Annotated in this window: 18 protein-coding genes; 6 read left to right on the forward strand and 12 right to left on the reverse strand. The window is 74.8% G+C overall.

All coding sequences use genetic code 11. The annotated features are described in order from the left end of the window. The first annotated feature begins 61 nt into the window (after positions 1 to 61). The 3 genes from hemE to hemQ are packed head-to-tail and all read left to right on the forward strand — an operon-like array spanning position 62 to position 3474. Positions 62 to 1156 (forward strand): uroporphyrinogen decarboxylase, encoded by a 1095-nt coding sequence (hemE, locus tag WHI96_RS10450; protein ID WP_345649417.1) that lies wholly within the window; start codon positions 62 to 64, stop codon positions 1154 to 1156. Beyond that, positions 1153 to 2745, forward strand: a complete 1593-nt coding sequence (gene hemG, locus WHI96_RS10455; RefSeq protein WP_349302366.1) for a protoporphyrinogen oxidase — start codon at positions 1153 to 1155, stop codon at positions 2743 to 2745. Before hemE ends, hemG begins: the two co-directional genes overlap by 4 nt. Positions 2746 to 2778: 33 nt before the next feature. Further along, a complete protein-coding gene (gene hemQ, locus WHI96_RS10460; RefSeq protein ID WP_345649423.1) occupies positions 2779 to 3474 on the forward strand; it encodes a hydrogen peroxide-dependent heme synthase in 696 nt (231 codons plus the stop codon). A 109-nt stretch (positions 3475 to 3583) separates the two neighbouring features. On the opposite strand, the gene msrB is transcribed toward hemQ, so the two are convergent. Both msrB and WHI96_RS10470 read right to left on the reverse strand, forming a co-directional pair. Then, positions 3584 to 4033 carry a peptide-methionine (R)-S-oxide reductase MsrB gene (gene msrB / locus WHI96_RS10465; RefSeq protein WP_345649426.1) on the reverse strand — a complete coding sequence of 150 codons (450 nt, stop codon included), beginning with the start codon at positions 4031 to 4033 and terminating at the stop codon, positions 3584 to 3586. A 42-nt stretch (positions 4034 to 4075) separates the two neighbouring features. Then, positions 4076 to 4357 (reverse strand): hypothetical protein, encoded by a 282-nt coding sequence (locus WHI96_RS10470; RefSeq protein WP_345649429.1) that lies wholly within the window; start codon positions 4355 to 4357, stop codon positions 4076 to 4078. Positions 4358 to 4414: 57 nt separating this feature from the next. Here WHI96_RS10470 and ligD (WHI96_RS10475) point away from each other — a divergent pair, with 57 nt between their 5' ends. Further along, complete coding sequence (gene ligD / locus WHI96_RS10475; RefSeq protein WP_345649741.1) at positions 4415 to 5422, forward strand: non-homologous end-joining DNA ligase; 1008 nt, start codon at positions 4415 to 4417, stop codon at positions 5420 to 5422. 6 nt (positions 5423 to 5428) lie between these two features. Here the strand turns inward: ligD (WHI96_RS10475) and WHI96_RS10480 are convergent, their stop codons facing one another. The 3 genes from WHI96_RS10480 to WHI96_RS10490 are packed head-to-tail and all read right to left on the reverse strand — an operon-like array spanning position 5429 to position 7885. Beyond that, positions 5429 to 6103, reverse strand: a complete 675-nt coding sequence (locus WHI96_RS10480) for a response regulator transcription factor (protein WP_226356316.1) — start codon at positions 6101 to 6103, stop codon at positions 5429 to 5431. Continuing rightward, entirely contained in the window at positions 6100 to 7281 is a 1182-nt protein-coding gene (locus WHI96_RS10485; protein WP_345649435.1) for a sensor histidine kinase, read from the reverse strand. The genes WHI96_RS10480 and WHI96_RS10485 overlap by 4 nt, the downstream gene beginning before the upstream one ends. 7 nt (positions 7282 to 7288) lie before the next feature. After that, positions 7289 to 7885, reverse strand: a complete 597-nt coding sequence (locus WHI96_RS10490; RefSeq protein WP_345649437.1) for a hypothetical protein — start codon at positions 7883 to 7885, stop codon at positions 7289 to 7291. Positions 7886 to 8074: 189 nt separating this feature from the next. Between WHI96_RS10490 and WHI96_RS10495 the strand changes: the two genes are divergently transcribed. Together WHI96_RS10495 and WHI96_RS10500 are read left to right on the forward strand one after the other, a co-directional pair. Continuing rightward, complete coding sequence (locus WHI96_RS10495) at positions 8075 to 8869, forward strand: hypothetical protein (RefSeq protein ID WP_349302367.1); 795 nt, start codon at positions 8075 to 8077, stop codon at positions 8867 to 8869. Positions 8870 to 8940: 71 nt separating this feature from the next. Then, positions 8941 to 9135, forward strand: coding sequence for a hypothetical protein (locus tag WHI96_RS10500; protein WP_345649443.1), 195 nt, complete (start codon positions 8941 to 8943; stop codon positions 9133 to 9135). 57 nt (positions 9136 to 9192) lie between these two features. Here the strand turns inward: WHI96_RS10500 and ligD (WHI96_RS10505) are convergent, their stop codons facing one another. From ligD (WHI96_RS10505) to WHI96_RS10535, 7 genes are all read right to left on the reverse strand, one after another. Further along, positions 9193 to 10155, reverse strand: a complete 963-nt coding sequence (gene ligD, locus WHI96_RS10505) for a non-homologous end-joining DNA ligase LigD (RefSeq protein WP_345649446.1) — start codon at positions 10153 to 10155, stop codon at positions 9193 to 9195. Between the two features lie 3 nt (positions 10156 to 10158). After that, positions 10159 to 11133, reverse strand: coding sequence for a glycine betaine ABC transporter substrate-binding protein (locus tag WHI96_RS10510; RefSeq protein WP_345649449.1), 975 nt, complete (start codon positions 11131 to 11133; stop codon positions 10159 to 10161). Positions 11134 to 11295: 162 nt separating this feature from the next. Then, entirely contained in the window at positions 11296 to 12267 is a 972-nt protein-coding gene (locus WHI96_RS10515) for a glycine betaine ABC transporter substrate-binding protein (protein ID WP_345649452.1), read from the reverse strand. Positions 12268 to 12320: 53 nt separating this feature from the next. Continuing rightward, entirely contained in the window at positions 12321 to 13127 is an 807-nt protein-coding gene (locus WHI96_RS10520) for an ABC transporter permease (RefSeq protein WP_345649455.1), read from the reverse strand. Continuing rightward, complete coding sequence (locus WHI96_RS10525) at positions 13124 to 14197, reverse strand: ABC transporter ATP-binding protein (RefSeq protein ID WP_425571657.1); 1074 nt, start codon at positions 14195 to 14197, stop codon at positions 13124 to 13126. Before WHI96_RS10525 ends, WHI96_RS10520 begins: the two co-directional genes overlap by 4 nt. Continuing rightward, positions 14190 to 14873: an ABC transporter permease gene (locus tag WHI96_RS10530; protein WP_224386546.1), complete on the reverse strand. Its 684-nt coding sequence runs from the start codon at positions 14871 to 14873 to the stop codon at positions 14190 to 14192. The genes WHI96_RS10525 and WHI96_RS10530 overlap by 8 nt, the downstream gene beginning before the upstream one ends. A 409-nt stretch (positions 14874 to 15282) precedes the next feature. Then, on the reverse strand, positions 15283 to 16863 hold the full coding sequence (locus WHI96_RS10535; RefSeq protein ID WP_345649463.1) for an alpha/beta hydrolase: 1581 nt from the start codon (positions 16861 to 16863) through the stop codon (positions 15283 to 15285). Between the last annotated feature and the right edge of the window lie 43 nt (positions 16864 to 16906).

A 16906-nucleotide genomic window follows, 5' to 3' on the forward strand; every position in this document is an offset into this window, starting at 1 on the left:
CTGGCAGGCGCGCCGGGGCGCCCGAGCACCGGCCCGGTCCGCGTGGGATCATCAGGAGGTCATGACTGCAGGCATCGTCTCCGCGCCCCCCGCCCGCCGCGACCTCGCGGGAGCACCGTTCCTCGACGCAGCGCGCGGTGCGACGCCGTCGCGGTTGCCGGTCTGGTTCATGCGCCAGGCGGGTCGCTCGCTGCCGGAGTACCGGGCCCTGCGCCGGGACAACGCGATGCTCGAGGCGTGTCTCACCCCGGACCTGACCTGCGAGATCACCCTGCAGCCGGTCCGCCGCCACGACATGGACGCGGCCATCCTGTTCTCCGACATCGTGGTGCCGCTGTACCTGGCGGGCATCGGGGTGGACATCGTGCCGGGCACCGGGCCCGTCGTGGACTCGCCGGTCCGCACCGCCGCCGACGTCGCGGCGCTGCCCGAGCTGGCGCCCGAGCAGGTGGCGCGCGTCACCGAGGCGATCGGCCTGCTGCTGCCCGAGCTGGGCCGCGTCCCGCTGATCGGGTTCGCGGGCGCCCCGTTCACCCTCGCCTCCTACCTCATCGAGGGCGGCCCGAGCCGCAACCACGAGCGGACCAAGTCCCTCATGCGCTCGGCCCCCGACGTGTGGCACGCCCTGCTCGGCAAGCTCGCCGTGCTCACCGGCACGTTCCTGCAGCAGCAGGTCGCCGCCGGGGTGGACGCGGTCCAGCTGTTCGACTCCTGGGCGGGCGCGCTGTCCGAGCGCGACTACCGCGAGTTCGTGCTGCCGCACTCCGCCGCCGTGCTCGGCGCGCTCGCCGGGGCCGGCGTGCCGCGGATCCACTTCGGGGTCGGCACCGCCGAGCTCCTGGGCGCGATGACCGACGCCGGCGCCGACGTGATCGGCGTCGACTGGCGGACCCCGCTCGACGTCGCGGCCCGCCGGGCCGGTGGCGCGGTGCCCGTGCAGGGCAACCTGGACCCGGCCGTGCTGTTCGCCGGCCAGGACGCCGTCGACGCCGAGGTCGTGCGGATCGCCGCCGAGGGGGCCCGCACCCGCGGGCACGTGTTCAACCTCGGCCACGGCGTCCTGCCGCCCACCGACCCGGACGTGATCACCCGGACCGTCGAGACGGTGCACGCCCAGCCCGTGGCCGGGCCGACGGGCGACCGTCCGTCACGATGACCCGCGTCGCCGTCGTCGGCGGCGGTGTCTCCGGTCTGTCCTGCGCGCAGCGGCTGCGCACGCTGCTCGGCCCGGCCGCCGAGATCGTCGTCCTGGAGCAGCGTGACCGGCTCGGCGGGGTGCTGCGCACCGTCGACCTCGCGGGGGCACCCTTCGACGTCGGCGCCGAGGCCTTCCTCGCCCGTCGCCCCGAGGTCCCCGCGCTGCTGGCCGAGATCGGGCTGGCCGACGCGCTCACCCACCCCACCGCGGCGACGGCGACGATCCGTGCCGGCGGACGCACCGTCGGCCTGCCCCGCGGCACCCTCATGGGCGTGCCCGGTCGTGACGCCGACCTCGGGGGAGTGCTGTCCGACGCCGGACGGGCCGCGGTCGCCGCCGAGCCGTCCATGCCGCTGGACTGGGAGCCCGGCACCGACGTCGCGCTCGGTGCGCTGCTGCGCCGCCGGTTCGGACCCGAGGTCGTCGACCGGATCGCCGACCCGCTGCTGGGCGGTGTCTACGCCGGGCGGGTCGACCGGCTCGGCCTGCGCGCCACCGTCCCGGCGCTCGCCGCCGCGCTCGACGCCGGGGCCGGGTCGCTGACCGAGGCCGCCAGCGCGGGGATGGCCGGGTCCGGCCAGCGCGGCGGGACCCTCGCCGCCGGGACGCCCGCCGCGGGGACCGGGGGTACCGCGCCGCCGCCCGCCGGGAGCGGCACCACCGCGCCGCCGGCCGCCGGGAGCGGTACCACCGGGCCGCCGGCCGCCGGGGCCGGTACCACCGGGCCGCCGGCCGCCGGGTACGGCACCGGGGCCGAGCCGTCCGCGGTGCCGCAGCCGGTGGCCGCCGGACCGGTCTTCGGCGCGGTGCGCGGCGGCTACCGCGAGGTGGTCGCCGCACTCGTCGCGGCGTCCGGGGCCCGGGTGCGCACCGGCGTCACCGTGCGGGAGCTGCACCGCCGCCCCGAAGGCTGGCGGCTCGTCCTCGGACCGGTCCCGCAGCCGGAGGCGCTCGACGTCGACGCCGTCGTCCTCGCCGTCCCCGCACCCGCCGCCCGCCGGCTGCTGGAGCCGGTCGCACCGGCCGCCGCCGCCGCGGCCGGGCGGATCGAGCTCGCCTCCTCCGCCGTCGTCGCGCTCGCCTTCCGGGCGGCCGACGTGGCCGGCATGCCCGGCACCTCCGGCTGCCTGGTCGCCGCGGACGAGCCGCTGTCGGTCAAGGGCGTCACCCACGCGTCGACGAAGTGGGCCCACCTCGGCGAGGACGGCCTGGTCCGGCTCCGGGCCTCGATCGGCCGGTTCGGCGAGGAGACGAGCCTGCAGGTCGACGACGCCGAACTCGTCGCCCGTGTGCGTGCCGACCTGGCCGTCCTCGACGGCGTCGACGCCGTCCCGGTCGCGTCGGTCGTGCAGCGCTGGGGCGGCGGACTGCCGCAGTACGGCGTGGGGCACGGCGCGGTCGTGAACACGCTGGAGTCGGCCGTCGCCGCCGTCGGGGGCCTGGAGGTCGCCGGGTCGATGCTGCACGGGGTCGGCGTCCCCGCCTGTGTCGCGACCGCCCGGGCCGCCGCGGAGCGGCTCGCACCCGCAGTGGCCACCGGTCGCTGAGGGCACCCTCACCGGCCGCGTACCATGCCGGACATGGCCCGCGTGGACGTCAGAGCGATCAACGACACCATCCGCTACACCATGTGGTCGGTCTTCCGGGTCGAGCCCGGCCGCCTCGGCGACGACCGCTCGGCCGCCGCCCGCGAGGCGACCGAGTACCTCGACTCGCTCGCCAACAAGGACGTCACCGTCCGCGGCGTCTACGACCTCGCCGGTGTGCGGCACGACGCCGACTACATGATCTGGTGGCACGCCTCGGAGATCGAGTCGCTGCAGGCCGCCTACTCCGACCTGCGCCGCACCACCGCGCTCGGCCGGGCGAGCGTGCCGGTCTGGAGCCAGACCGCGCTGCACCGCCCGGCGGAGTTCAACAAGAGCCACGTCCCGGCGTTCATGGCCGGCGAGGACCCGAAGCGCTACGTGTGCGTCTACCCGTTCGTCCGGTCCTACGAGTGGTACCTGCTGCCCGACGCGGACCGGCGGAAGATGCTCGCCGACCACGGCAAGGAGGCCCGGGACTACGCCGACGTGCGCGCCAACACCGTCCCGGCCTTCGCCCTCGGCGACTACGAGTGGATCCTCGCCTTCGAGGCCGACGAGCTGTACCGCATCGTCGACCTCATGCGGCACCTGCGCGGCACCGAGGCCCGCCGCCACGTGCGCGAGGAGATCCCGTTCTACACCGGCCCGAGGGTCGAGGTCGGCGACCTGGTCGCGTCCCTGCCCTGAGCCCTCGAGGTCCTGCCCGTTCGCCCCGCCGCGCCCGCCCCGGCATCGCACTCATGGAGCTTTGGTTCGGTGCCGCCGAACCGAAGCTCCATGAGTGCGACGCAGGGGGTTACTCGGCGGGCTCCAGGGTCAGCGACACCGAGTTGATGCAGTACCGCAGGTCGGTGGGGGTGCCGTAGCCCTCGCCGGCGAACACGTGGCCCAGGTGGCCGTGGCAGGTGGCGCACAGCACCTCGGTGCGCGTCATGCCGAGGGTGGAGTCGGTGCGCTCGATGACGGCCTCGCCCGCGAGCGGGGTGAAGAACGACGGCCACCCGCAGTGCGACTCGAACTTGGAGTCGCTGCGGAACAGCTCGGCCCCGCAGGCCCGGCAGCGGTAGACGCCGGTGGTGGTCGTGTCGGTGTACTCACCGGTGAACGGGCGCTCGGTCCCGGCCTTGCGGAGCACCTGGTACTCCTCCGGGCTGAGCTGGGCCCGCCACTGTTCGTCGGTCTTCTGCACCGGCGCCGCCGGGAGCTCGGCGTCGGAGGTGGTGGTGTTGCGGCTGAACAGACCCATGCATCCACGGTAACCCGTTGATCGGTCGTGTGCCGCTGGTCGTCAGACCCAGGTGGCGACGACGAACCCGGCCGCGTTCGCGATGACCCAGGCCGCGACGAGCAGCAGCAGCACCGTCACCCCGACGGCGGCGGCGCGGTGCGGCCCCCGGAGCCGGTTCGCCGACTCCGCGAAGTCCCCCACGCCGCGGATGTAGCCCTCGACCGAGCACGACGGCACCCGCTGCATGCGGTCGAGGTGCTCGGCGAACGCTCGCGCCTCCGGGTCCTCGGGGTCGAGGCCCAGCAGGTCGTCGTCGAACCGGGGGGACCGGTCGGAGGTCATGGGCACACGATAGTCGTCAGGAGTAGGTTCGCCCGCGTGGAGAGCCGTGAGGTCGTGATGCTGCAGGTGGACGGGCCGGACGGCCCCCGCGACGTCCGCCTGACCAGTCCGGACAAGGTCGTGTTCGGCGAGCTCGGCATGACTAAGCGCGAGGTGGTCGAGTACTACGTCGCGGTGGGGGAGCCGATGGCCGCCGCGCTGCGGGACCGCCCGACCAACCTCAAGCGCTTCAACTCCGGGGTGGACGGCGAGCCGTTCTTCGTCAAGCGCGTCCCGAAGGGCGCCCCGGACTGGGTGCGCACCTGCACGGTCACCTTCCCCAGCGGGCGCACCGCCGAGTCGGTGTCGATCACCGAGCCCGCGACGATCGCGTGGGCGGCGAACCTCAACACCCTCGACTTCCACCCGTGGCCGGTCCGCTGCGCCGACACCGACCACCCCGACGAGCTGCGCATCGACCTCGACCCGCAGCCGGGCACCGACTTCGGCGACGCCGTCGTCGTCGCGCAGACGCTGCGCGAGGTCCTCACCGAGGCCGGGCTGACCGGGTGGGCCAAGACCTCCGGCGGGCGGGGCGTGCACGTCGCCTGCCCGATCCGGCCCGAGTGGGACTTCGTCGAGGTCCGGCACGCCGTGATCGCGCTCGCCCGCCGCGTCTGCCGGCGCATCCCGGAGCTGGCCACCGTGGACTGGTGGAAGGAGGAGCGCGGCGAGCGGGTGTTCCTCGACTACAACCAGGCCGCCCGCGACCGCACCATCGCCTCGGCCTGGTCGGTGCGCGGACTGCCCGCCGCGACGGTCTCCATGCCCGTCACCTGGGACGACCTCGGCGAGGTCGACCCGGCCGCGTTCACCCTGCGCACCGTGCCCGGGCTGCTGGAGCGCCACGGGGACCCGCACGCCGGTGCGGGCGAGGAGCGGGGGAGCTGCGCGACCGCGCTGGAGTGGTACGCCGAGGACGAGGCCGAGCGGGGGCTGGGGGACCTGCCGTACCCGCCGGAGTACCCGAAGATGCCCGGCGAACCGCTGCGGGTGCAGCCCAGCCGGGCGCGCAGGCAGGACTGAGCGCCCTCACCGCCGCGGGTCCACCAGCCCGCTGCGGAAGGCCAGGATCACCGCGTTCGTCCGGTTCCCCGACCCGGTCTTCATCAGGATCCGGTTGACGTGGGTGCGGACGGTCGCGCCGGACAGCACGAGCCCGGCGGCGATCTCGTCGTTGGACCGTCCGTGCGCCATGAGGGTCAGCACCTCGCGCTCACGCGCGGTGAGCCGGGCCAGGAGCTGGGGCGGGTCGTCGCGGTCGGGGTCGGTGTCCACCAGCGCGGCGATCACCCGGCTCGCGACCGCCGGGTCCAGCCAGGCGTCGCCCGCCGCGACCCGGCGCACCGCCGGGACCAGGTCGGCCGGGGCCGCGTGCTTGAGCAGGTAGCCGCTGGCACCCGCGCGCAGGGCGCCGTACACGGCGTCGTCGTCGTGGAAGGTGGTCAGCACCAGCACGCGGGTCAGCAGGTCCGGGTCGTCGGCCCGGTCCGCGGTGATCGCCCGGGTCGCGGCCGTCCCGTCGGTACCCGGCATCCGCAGGTCCATCACGACGACGTCCGGGCGGTCGCGCCGCACCAGCCCGACCGCGGCGGCGCCGTCGGCGGCCTCACCGACCACGGCCAGGTCCGGGGCGCTGCGCAGGAGCATGCCCACGCCGGTGCGCACGAGCGGGTCGTCGTCGGCGACGACCACGGTGACGGTCACCGTGCCCCCGCCCCGGAGCCGTCGAGCGGGAGCTCGGCACGCAGCACGAACCCGTCGCCACCCGGGCCGGACTCGATGTGCCCGCCGACCAGCGCGGCGCGTTCGGCGAGCCCGCGCAACCCGTGCCCGCCGACCGGCAGCCCGTGGTCCGGGCCGGTGATCCCCGGCGTGCTGCGCACGGTGATCCGCAGCCGTCCGGGCTCCCACAGCTCGTGCACCCGGACCAGTGCCCCGGCGCCGCCGTGTTTGATCGCGTTGGCGAGCCCCTCCTGCACGACCCGGAAGGCGGTCAGCTCCACGCTCGGGTCGGCCCGGCCGGGAGTGCCGTCGACGACGTGCTCGACGTCGAGCCCGGACGCCCGGGAGGTCTCCAGCAGGTGCGGCACGTCGGCCAGCCGCGGTGCGACGACGCCGTCCCCGGCCGGGTCCGGGTCGGGCACGTGCGCACGCAGCAGCCCCAGCATCCGGTGCATCTCGGTCATCGCCGTCACCCCGCTCGCCTCCACCGCCGCCAGCGCTGCGACCACCTCGGCGCGTGCCGGGGCGTCCCCGGGGTCCGCGGTCAGCCGGGCCCGGGCCCCCGCGGTCTGCAGGACCATCGCGCTGACGGTGTGCGCCACGATGTCGTGCAGCTCCCGGGCCAGGCGCAGCCGCTCGGCCCGGACGGCGTCGGCGGCGTCGCGCTCGCGCAGCTCCTCCAGCAGCCGGGTCCGCCGCTCGGCGAGGTGGGTGCACCGGCCGACCGCCCAGACCGCTGCGAGGACGACGGCCCAGGCCAGGCAGAGCGCGGCGAAGAAGCGCGTCCCCACCCCGCCGGCGGCGTTGGCGTTGCTCACCGCCAGCGGTACCAGGCCCGCCGCGAGCACCGCGAGCGAGTACCGGGCCGAGGCCCGGCAGGCGACGGCGTGCAGTGCCACGAGCAGTCCCGCGAACGGGGCGAACCCGGGCAGCACCAGCCCGGCCAGCGCCCAGCACCACTGGACCGCGACCACCCGGTACGGGTACCGCCACCGGAGCAGGAGGGTCGCCAGCACGACCACCTCGACGACCGGCACCACCCACGGCGGGAGCTCCCCGCCGCCGCGCAGCCTGCTGTCGCCGCCGTGCACGTAGAGGTCGGCCCCGATCGCCAGCCCGACGACGACGATCTCGCCGACCGCGCGGCGCCGGGTGGTCATCGCGTCCCTACCGGCAGAAGATCCCGAGGAAGCTGCACAGGATCGACGGGGACTCCGGCGGTGGCCGCCGCACGCCCTCCCCGTCACCCGGGCCGAACGGCGGCTCGGGGCCGTCGCCCGTGCCGTCCTCCTCCACGTCGCCGGACTCGGCGGGCCGATCGCCCGGGGCACCGCGACCGGGCGACGGGTCACCGTTCCCGGTGGTACGCCCGCCGGGAACGCGGCCCGGGTGGACGGCGGCCGGGCGGGCCACGGCGTCGTGCGGGGCGAGCAGGTGGGCCGCGACCGCCTCCTCGCTGCCGAAGCCGTCCGTCCCGGCCCGCGACGACGGCGTCGCCAGCACCAGCCCGACGACCGGCTCGTCCGCCCCGGCCGGGGACCGCCCGCTGACCTGCACCCCGGCGACGTCGATCACCTCGGTCCCGGCCGGGTCCCAGCCGCACACGGCGACCCGGACGGGCGCAGGGCCTTCGCCCGTCCCCAGCCGTCGGCTGAGGGGCGGGTGGACGAGGACGGCGGAGGGGGTCACCAGCGTCCCGGTCCCGCCGAGCTCCGGACGGCCGTCGGCGCCCGGCAGGAGGATCGCCACGAGTGAGTCGGTCATGTCGATCAGCCTCGCGGGCCCACCGACCGGTGTCATCAACTCTCTGCGGTACGTGCGGTCGAACCGCTGCGGCAGCGACGGGATACGGCGCCGCACCGATTCCGCGGGCGCCGCCGGTGCCCAGGATCGGACGGCACCGGGACACGGCGACACCGCCGGCGGAGCGCCCGGGGTGAGGGGACACCCACGATGACGACACCCACGACGACGACACCCGCGACGACCACCGGCCGGCCGGTCGGAACCCGACGGCCCCGGGCGGCGCTCGGTGCCGTCCGTCGCCTCGGCGTGACCGCGGCGCTCGGTGCCGCGTTGCTCGCCGGCGGCGCCGGGACCGCGCTCGCCGCCCCGCCGGCGGCGCCCGCCCCGGCCGGTCCGGCGCCCGCCGCGCTGCCCTACGGCCCCTACACCTGCAAGAGCGGTTTCGTGTGGCGGGAGATCGGGCCGAGCGATCCGGTGTGCGTGAGCGTCGCCTCGCGCACCACCGCCCGCGCCGAGACGGCGGCGGGCCCCGCGAACCGCGCCGGGTCCGGACCGTACGGCCCGGACACCTGCAAGCCGGGCTTCGTGTGGCGGGAGGCCCAGCCGTCCGACCACGTGTGCGTGTCGTTCTCCGGCGCGGCCCGGGACCGGGTGAAGAACGAGAACCGCAACGGCGTGCTCAACCTCGCCGACCCCGCCGGTGTCCCGGCCGGGCGGGTGTCGATCACCAACAGCCGTGACCAGCTGTCCTGCTACATGTACGGCAGCGGGCGCGCCACCCCCGGTGCCGAGCAGTGGTTCTGGAGCGTCGGGGTCCCCGGGTACGGCACGATCCGGGCGGGCGTCGCGCGGGCCGACGGCGCCGGGGTCGTCCCCTGGACCAAGCTGCGCGACGTGTACCGCAACGGCAACGGTCCACTGGGGATCCCGGTCGTCGTCGTCGACACCGCCACCGGGGTGGTGACCCGCGCCGGCACCACCAACTCCTACGGCAACTGCTGAGCCCACGTCCCGCCCGGCCCCCTCGTCCGACGGGGCCGGGCGGGACGCCCGGGGTGGCACAATCGTCTGCCATGTACGCGGTCCTCGACGACGGCCCCTACGCGGGCGAGCAGGTGCGCATCGACCCCGACGCCACCGGCCGTCCGCCGCGGACGATCGAGCTGTCCGACCCCGGCGGGGACCCGAGGGGCTACGTCCTGGTCGGACCGCACGCCGACGCCGACCGCTGGATCTACCGGCGCGCCCGCGGCGACCTCGACGAGTGATCACCGGTTGTGGAGCACAGCGCCCGCGAGGCGGGCCGGATCCTCCACAACGGGTGATCACTCACCGCGTTCGCGGGCGCGTTTGCGGCGCTTCCCCTCGTGCATGGCCGCGACCCGCGGCACCGGGATCGCCCGGCCCTCGGTGAGCAGGACCGCCGGCAGCGGGGCCGGCCCGGGCCGCAGCTCCCCCCAGGTCGGACGGCACGCGAGCAGCCCGGCCACCGTGCCCACCGTGAAGTCGGCGGGCGAGACCCGGTCCAGCTCGTCCCAGGTGAGGGGGAACGAGACCGGCAGGCCGGGGCGGGCCCGCGGGCTGTAGGGCGCGGCGAGGGTGGCCCCGCCCACGCGGGTCGGGTCGAGGAAGACCCGGCCGCCGCGGTCGTCCCGGATGAACGCGGTCGTCGCGACGTCGGGGGCCAGCGCCGCGGCGCGGGCGCACACCGCGCGCGTCGCGGCGAACGCGTCGTCGATCGGGAGCGGCTCCGACAGCGGGACCACCAGGTGCAGGCCGGTCGCACCGCTGGTCTTCACCGCTGCGGCGAGACCCAGCTCGGCCAGCGCCGCCCGGACCGGGTACGCGGCGGCGACGACCCGGTCGAAGCCGGCGCCGTCGGGCGGGTCGAGGTCGACGACGAGCTCGCCGGTGGTCGTCGCGCCGTGCGGCACGAGGGTGGGGTGGAACTCGACGGCGCGCTGGTTGCCGAACCACAGCAGCGTGCGGCGGTCGTGGCAGAGCGGGTAGTGCACGGTGCGCTGCGACGAGTCCGCCCACACGTCCACGGTCGGGATCCAGTCGGGCGCCCCGCGCGGGAGGTTCTTCTGCATGAACGGCGCCTGCCCGGGGCGGGCCCGCACCACCGAGAGGGGCCGGTCGGTCAGCGCGGGCAGCAGTAGCGCGGCGACGGCGTCGAGGTGGTCGAGCAGGGCCCGCTTGGTGACGCCGGCGCCGTCGAAGGCCTCGGCGTCGAGGCTGGTGAGTTCCACGCCGTCGCGGACCTCGTCGACCTGCCGGCGCGCCACGGCTCAGCTCCCGATGAACCCGCGCTCGGACAGCCAGGCCCGCGCGACGTCACGGGGGCTCTGCCCGCCTGCGGAGACCCGGCCGTTGAGCTGCTGCATGGTCTGCTGGTCCAGGGCCGCGGTGATCGGGGCGAACAGGTCGGCGACCTGCGGGGCCCGGTCGAACACGTCGGCCCGGAAGACCGGGACCGCGCTGTAGGTGATGTGGTAGCCGCGGTCGTCGGTGAGGACCTTCAGGCCCAGCGCCGGGATGCGGCCGTCGGTGGCCGCGACCTCCCCGAACAGGCAGACGCCGTCGGCGGTGGACTGGAAGATCAGGCCCTGTTCGAGGGTCTCGCGGCGGTCGCGGGGGAGCTCGAAGCCGTAGGCGCGCTGGAGCCCGGCGAGGCCGTCGGCGCGGGAGGCGTACTCGGTCTCGACGCAGACGTCGCCGGGCTGCCCGGAGCGGACGTAGGCGGCCATGTCGCTGATCGTGTTCAGGTTCAGCCGCGCCGCCGTCGCCCCGTCGACGACGAAGGAGTACGTGTTGTCGAACCCGGCGCGGTCCAGCCACACCACGCCGTTCTGCGCGCGGTCGCGGGTGCGCAGCTCGGCGAGGACCCGGTCGTCGGGGAGGGTGCGGGTCTCGCGCAGGTACGACGCCCACGCCGTGCCGGTGTACTCCCAGTAGGTCGAGATGTCCCCGGACAGCAGCGCCTGCCGGGTCACGTCGGAGCCCCCGACGTTGCACCGGTCGGTCACCGACGCCCCGGCGGACTCCAGCGCCGCGATCGAGATCTGGCAGAGGATCTGCTGCTCGTCGAAGTTCTTCGACCCGACGACGTAGGTCGCGCCGGACAGGTCGACGCGCGTGGCGAGCGACCCGGCGGAGGCCCGCGGCCCGCCTCCGGCGAGCCCGGTGCAGCCGCCCGCCAGCAGCGCGACGGTGAGCAGGGCCGGGACCAGCGTCCGCAGCCTGCGGCAGGGAAAGGGGCTCACGGGATCGTCCTGGTTCGCACGGGATGGGGTGGTCCGGCCAGCCGACCACGATCCGTCCGTCGGCGCAACGCCCACGCGCACACGGTGATCGACCCGGAACACACCGCGGCCCCGCACCCGGTGGAGCCGGGGGCGGGACCGCGGTGGGCGTACCGGGACACCTCAGCCGATGAAGCCCTTCTGGGTCAGCCACTCACGGGCGACGTCGCGCTCGTTCTGGCCGAAGGAGGACACCTTGCCGTTCAGGTCGAGGATGGTGTTGTAGTCCAGGGCCTGGGCGATCGGCGCCAGCACCTGCCGGACGGCGGGGTTGGCGTTGTAGACGTCGGCCTTGATGGTCGGCGCCGCGTTGTAGGTGACGTGGTAGCGCTTGTCGTCGTCGAGGACCTTGAGCTTCAGGCCGGGGATGCGGCCGTCGGTGGTGAAGACCTCGCCGAACAGGCACTTGTCGTCGGCGGTCGCCTGGTAGATCACACCGGTGGCGAGCACCTGCGGGTTCTGGGCGGTGAAGCCGTAGGTCTGCTCCAGGCCGCGCAGGCCGTCGTCACGCGAGTTGTACTCGGTCTCCACGCACACCGAGCCGGCCGGTGCCTTGCCCGCCTTGATGTAGTCCGCCATCTGCGACAGCGTCGTGATGCCGAGCTCCTGCGACTTCGCCTCGGTCATGGCGAAGGCGTAGGTGTTGTTGAAGTTGGCCTTGTCCAGCCACTGGATCTTGTTCTGCTCCAGGTCGCGCTGGGCGACGAGGTTGTAGAGCTCGTTGTCGTCGGTGATCCGGCGGGTCTCCTTGAAGAAGGACGCCCAGGCGGTACCGGTGTACTCCCAGTAGATGTTGATGTCCCCGGCCAGCAGCGCCTGGCGGGTGACGTCGGTGCCACCGGTGTTGCAGCGGTCGGTGACGCTGCCGCCGGCCGACTCGAGCGCGGCGACGGTGATCTGGCAGAGCACCAGCTGCTCGTCGAAGTTCTTGCCGCCGACGACGTAGTTCTGTCCGCTCAGGTTGCCGGCCTGGGCCAGGGAGCCGCCGGAGGCCGAGGGGCCGCTGCCGCTCAGGCCGCCACAGCCCGCGAGGGCGAGCGCCGCCGCGGCGGCCATCGCCGTCAGGGCGAGACGCCGGGATCGTCCGAACTTCACGTGTCCTCCAGGGAATGCGGTACTGCGGGGATGCGGGGGCGAGCGGGGCGGCGTCAGCCGGCGTTGCGGCGGACGGCGTACTCGGCGAGACCGGCGAGCCAGTCCACGATCAGGGCCAGCGCGGCGACGATGGTCGCCGCGACGAGGGTTCCGGTGGGACGGCCGAGCTCGAGCATCCCCTTGATCGGCTCGCCGAGACCGCCGGCGCCGACGTAGGTGGCCAGGGCCGCGGTGCCGACGTTCAGCACGAGCGCGACGCGGACACCGGCGACCATGACCGGCGTCGCCAGCGGCAGCTCGACGCGCAGCAGCGTCTGCCGGGCCGACATCCCGATGCCGCGGGAGGCCTCGATCAGCGCCTTGTCGACCTGCTGGAGTCCGACGACGGTGTTGGTGAGCACCGGCAGCAGCGCGGCCAGCGCGAGCGCGACGACGGCGGTCGGCAGGCCGAGCCCGAGCGGGGAGAACGCGAGCAGCACGATCACACCGAACGCGGGCAGCGCCTGCATGAACCCGGTGAAGGCCAGGATCGGACGCTGGATGCGACGCGCCGCCGGGCGGCTGATCGCGATGCCGGCCGGGATCGCCACGATGATCACGACGAGGGTGGACAGCCCGGTCAGGATCAGGTGCTCGCCGAGCCGCTGGCCGAGCGACCCCGCGTTGATCACCGAGGCCTCGACGTCGTCGAGGCCCTGGGACGCGGCGTAGAGGATGACCAGCACCACGCCCGCGACGGCGATGAGCGGGTTGACGACGAGCGACCGGTCCAGCCGCCGCGTCGTGCGGGCGACCGGCTCGGCCGAGGGCGACCCGGACGGCGCGGCCGCGCCGGTCTCCTCGGCGGCGGGGGCGCTCACGAACCGGCCTTGGTCTTGAGGCCCTCGACCAGGTCGCGCCACCAGAGCGCGCCCTGCAGCTTCTCCTGCTCGTCGACCACACCGACCAGCTCGGTCTGGGAGTCGAGCATGACGTCGACGGCGTCGTAGACGGTCCCGGTGCGCGGCACCGTCACCAGCTTCGGCAGGTCGGCGGTGCCCGGCAGGTACGCCCAGCGCACCGGGCGGCCCTCGGCGTCGGCCTCGTAGGTGGGGGAGCCGTTGCGGGCGGCGGTGCCGTCGAGGTCGACCGACTGCAGCTCCAGGCGGGACAGCTCCAGCAGCGACAGCCGTCGTACCGCGGCGCCGGCGCCGACGAACTCGGCGACGAACTCGTTGGCCGGGTGGGTCAGGATCATGTCGGGCGTGTCGTACTGCTGCAGCGTGCCGCCGGGCCCGAACACCGCGATCCGGTCGCCGAGCTTGACCGCCTCGGTGAGGTCGTGGGTGACGAAGCAGATGGTCTTGGCGATCTGCTGCTGCAGCTCCAGGAACTCGTCCTGGATGCGCTCGCGGGTGATCGGGTCGATGGCGCCGAACGGCTCGTCCATCAGCATCACCGACGGGTCCGCGGCGAGCCCGCGGGCGACGCCGACGCGCTGCTGCTGGCCGCCGGAGAGCTGGCGGGGGTAGCGGTCGCGGTACGTCTTCGGCTCGAGCCCGACCAGGTGGAGCAGCTCGTCGACCCGGGCGGTGATCCGGTTGCGGTCCCAGCCGAGGATCCGCGGGACGACGGCGATGTTGTCGCCGATCGTGAAGTGCGGGAACAGGCCGACCTGCTGGATGACGTAGCCGATGCGGCGGCGCAGCTCGTCGGCGTTGACGTCGGTGACGTCGTCGCCGTCGAGCAGGATGCGGCCGGTGGTGGGCTCGATGAGCCGGTTCATCATCTTCAGCGTGGTCGTCTTGCCGCAGCCGGACGGCCCGATGAACATCGAGATGGTGCCCTCGGGTACGTGCAGGTCGAGCTCCTGCACGGCCGGGGTGGTGGACTTCGGATAGGTCTTGCTGATGCCTTCGAGAGCGATCATCGGCTTGCCGGAATCAGACACGGATCCCCCTCGGGGTGGTGAAACGCTGCACGATCCAGAAGACGACCTCGTAGACCGCAGCCACGACGAGGCAGCCGAGCGTGGCCGCCAGAACCTGGTTGAACGAGTTGACCGATCCCAGCCGTTGCAGGCCGAGGAAGAGCGAGGAGCCGAAGCCCGGGCCGTTGATGGCGCCGGCGACGACCGCGATACCGATGATGATCAGGACGGCGACCCGGATGCCGGACAGGATCACCGGCCAGGCCAGCGGCAGCTGGATGGTGAACATCCGCCGGACCGAGCCCATCCCCATCCCGCGGGCGGACTCGAGTACGGCGTCGTCCACCGAGGAGAGCCCGGCGACGACGTTGCGCAGCACCGGGTAGATCGCGTAGATCGTCAGTGCCGTCAGTGACGGCGTGACGCCGAGCCCCAGGATCGGCTGCAGCAGACCGAACAGCGCCAGCGACGGGATCGTCAGCGCGGCGGAGAACACGATCAGCAGCGCCTCGCGGGACCCCGCCCGGACCGGCCGGCTCCAGGACTCGGGCGTCAGCCGGTTGGTGTGCAGCAGCGTGCCCGCGACCAACGAGATGACGACCGCGATTCCGACCGAGATCGCGACCAGCAGGAAATGCTGCTGACCGTAGAACACCAACTGGCTCAGCTGGGTGCCGACATAGGTGAAGAAATCCACCGTGCTCCTTCCGCCCGGGTCCGTGCCCGCCGTGTGGGGCAGGAGCACGGTCCTTCCGCACCACTCGTCGTCGGGTCCGTTCGGCGTTACACCCACCCGAACGACGTGACCGGGAGTTCGCGTCAGCCCACCGGCGCGGTGGGCACGACCTGCGGTGTCCCGCTCGCCGGACGGAGCCTAGCCGCAGAACGGTGGCCCCGGTAAGCCGAACGGACCGTTCCGCGACGATGGCGTAGCCATTCCGGAAACGTTTCGTACGCCCGTTGTCGCAGGTGGGGATGGGCGACAACGCTGTTCCCGCAACCACAACGGAAAACGGTGGATACGCAATCGTGACCTTCTGCGCCGGTTTCGTCGCATCCCGACCACGGTCCGGCCCTACCCAGGGTGAGCCGCCCGGAGCACGCGGTTACGGCGGGCAGACCACGGGCTGGGACGGTGCCCGGCCGGTCAGCAGAGCCCGGTCGACGACGTCGGTGACGCACGGGGTGCGCGGGTAGGCCCCGGTCCCGCTGCCCTGCCAGCGCACCAGCCGCCCCGTCGCGAGCTGCTGGGCGGTCCGCTCGGCGCCGCTCTGCGGCGACCGCGGGTCCTGCGCGGTCCCGATCACGACGACCGGGGGCGGGGGAGCGCCCCGCGGCGCCGCCGGGGTGACGGGCCCGCCCGAGGGCCACGGCCCGCAGGCCACGAGCTCCTGCGCCGCCGCGACCCCGAACAGCGGGAAGCGCTGCGCCCACTGCCCGGCCAGGTCCGCGGCCTCACCGGGGGTGACCCGCACCCGGCTGTCGTTGCAGCGGGTGGCCAGGGTCGCGTCGAAGCGGCCCTGCGGGCCCCCGAGCGGGGCGAGGATGCGGACCAGGCCCGCCGGGTCGCCGTCGCCCGCCGCGACCAGCGCGGACTGCAGCTCCGGCCAGCGCGCGGGCTGGGACATGACCGAGCGGACCGCGCGCAGGGTCGCGCCCGCGGTGACCGCGTCGCCGTCGCCGACGGGTAGCGCGGTGCGGGACAGGCGGAACACGAGCTCGCCGACGTAGCCGCGCGGGTCGGGGCCCAGCGGGCAGGTCGGCGAGGCGGTGCAGGCCCCGGCGAAGGCGTCGAAGGCCTTCTCCGCGGCCGCGGTCGTGGTCTCGGTCCGGGCCGGCTCGTCGAGGGTGGGGTCACCGGGGCCGTCGAGCACGACCCGCCCGGCGGAGCCCGGGTGGGCGCCGATCCAGGCGGCCGCGGCGTCGGCGCCGTCGCCGACGGCGAGCAGGTCCAGCCGGGCCGCGCCCAGCACGGACCGCAGCGACTCCAGGTCGTCGGCGCCGCTCGCGGCGCGGTAGCTGTTCACCGTGCCCGACAGCAGCAGGTTGCAGTCCTGCACGACCTCGCGGGCGCGCTCCAGCAGTGCCGTCATGGCGGGCTCGTCGCGGCGGTCCGGTCCGGCGTCGAGCAGGGCGGCGCGGGCGTCGACCGGGGCGCAGTCGAGCAGGTCCTCCCCGGCGCCGCGGCGGTCCATGCCGATCACCTGGTAGCGGTCGAGGACGGCGGCGGGCAGCCGGGCGGCGAGGCTCACCGCGGCCCGCGCGGACCCGTCGGTGCCGGTGTCACCCAGCACGACCAGCGCCGGGCGCCCGTCCGCCGCGCCGGGTGCGGTGACCCGGGTCAGACCGAGCCGGGCCGGGCCCAGCTCGGGACGGTCCCGGTCGGCGGGCACGGTGAGCCGCGCGCAGCCGACGGACAGCACACGCCCGGCGGGCAGCGGGGTACCCGCCGCGGTCAGCGCCGCGGCCGTGTCGGCGGTGCAGTCGATGAACCCGGTGGTGCGGACCGGGTCGGAGTCGGGCAGCAGGTCGGGGTCGGCGGGCGGGCCCGTGGCCGACGTCGGGGGGGCGGCGGGCAGCTGTTCGCCGCGCACCGCCACCGGCGGCCGCTGCGACGGCCCGACCGCACACCCGGCGAGCAGCAGTACGGCGAGCAGCAGTACCCCGAGCACACTCCACCGCCGCACGAGCACCGATCATGCCCGTACCGGGGTGTGGCCGCGGTGAGCG

The organism is Pseudonocardia tropica, assembly GCF_040105315.1.
In the GTDB taxonomy this organism is placed as follows: domain Bacteria; phylum Actinomycetota; class Actinomycetes; order Mycobacteriales; family Pseudonocardiaceae; genus Pseudonocardia; species Pseudonocardia alni.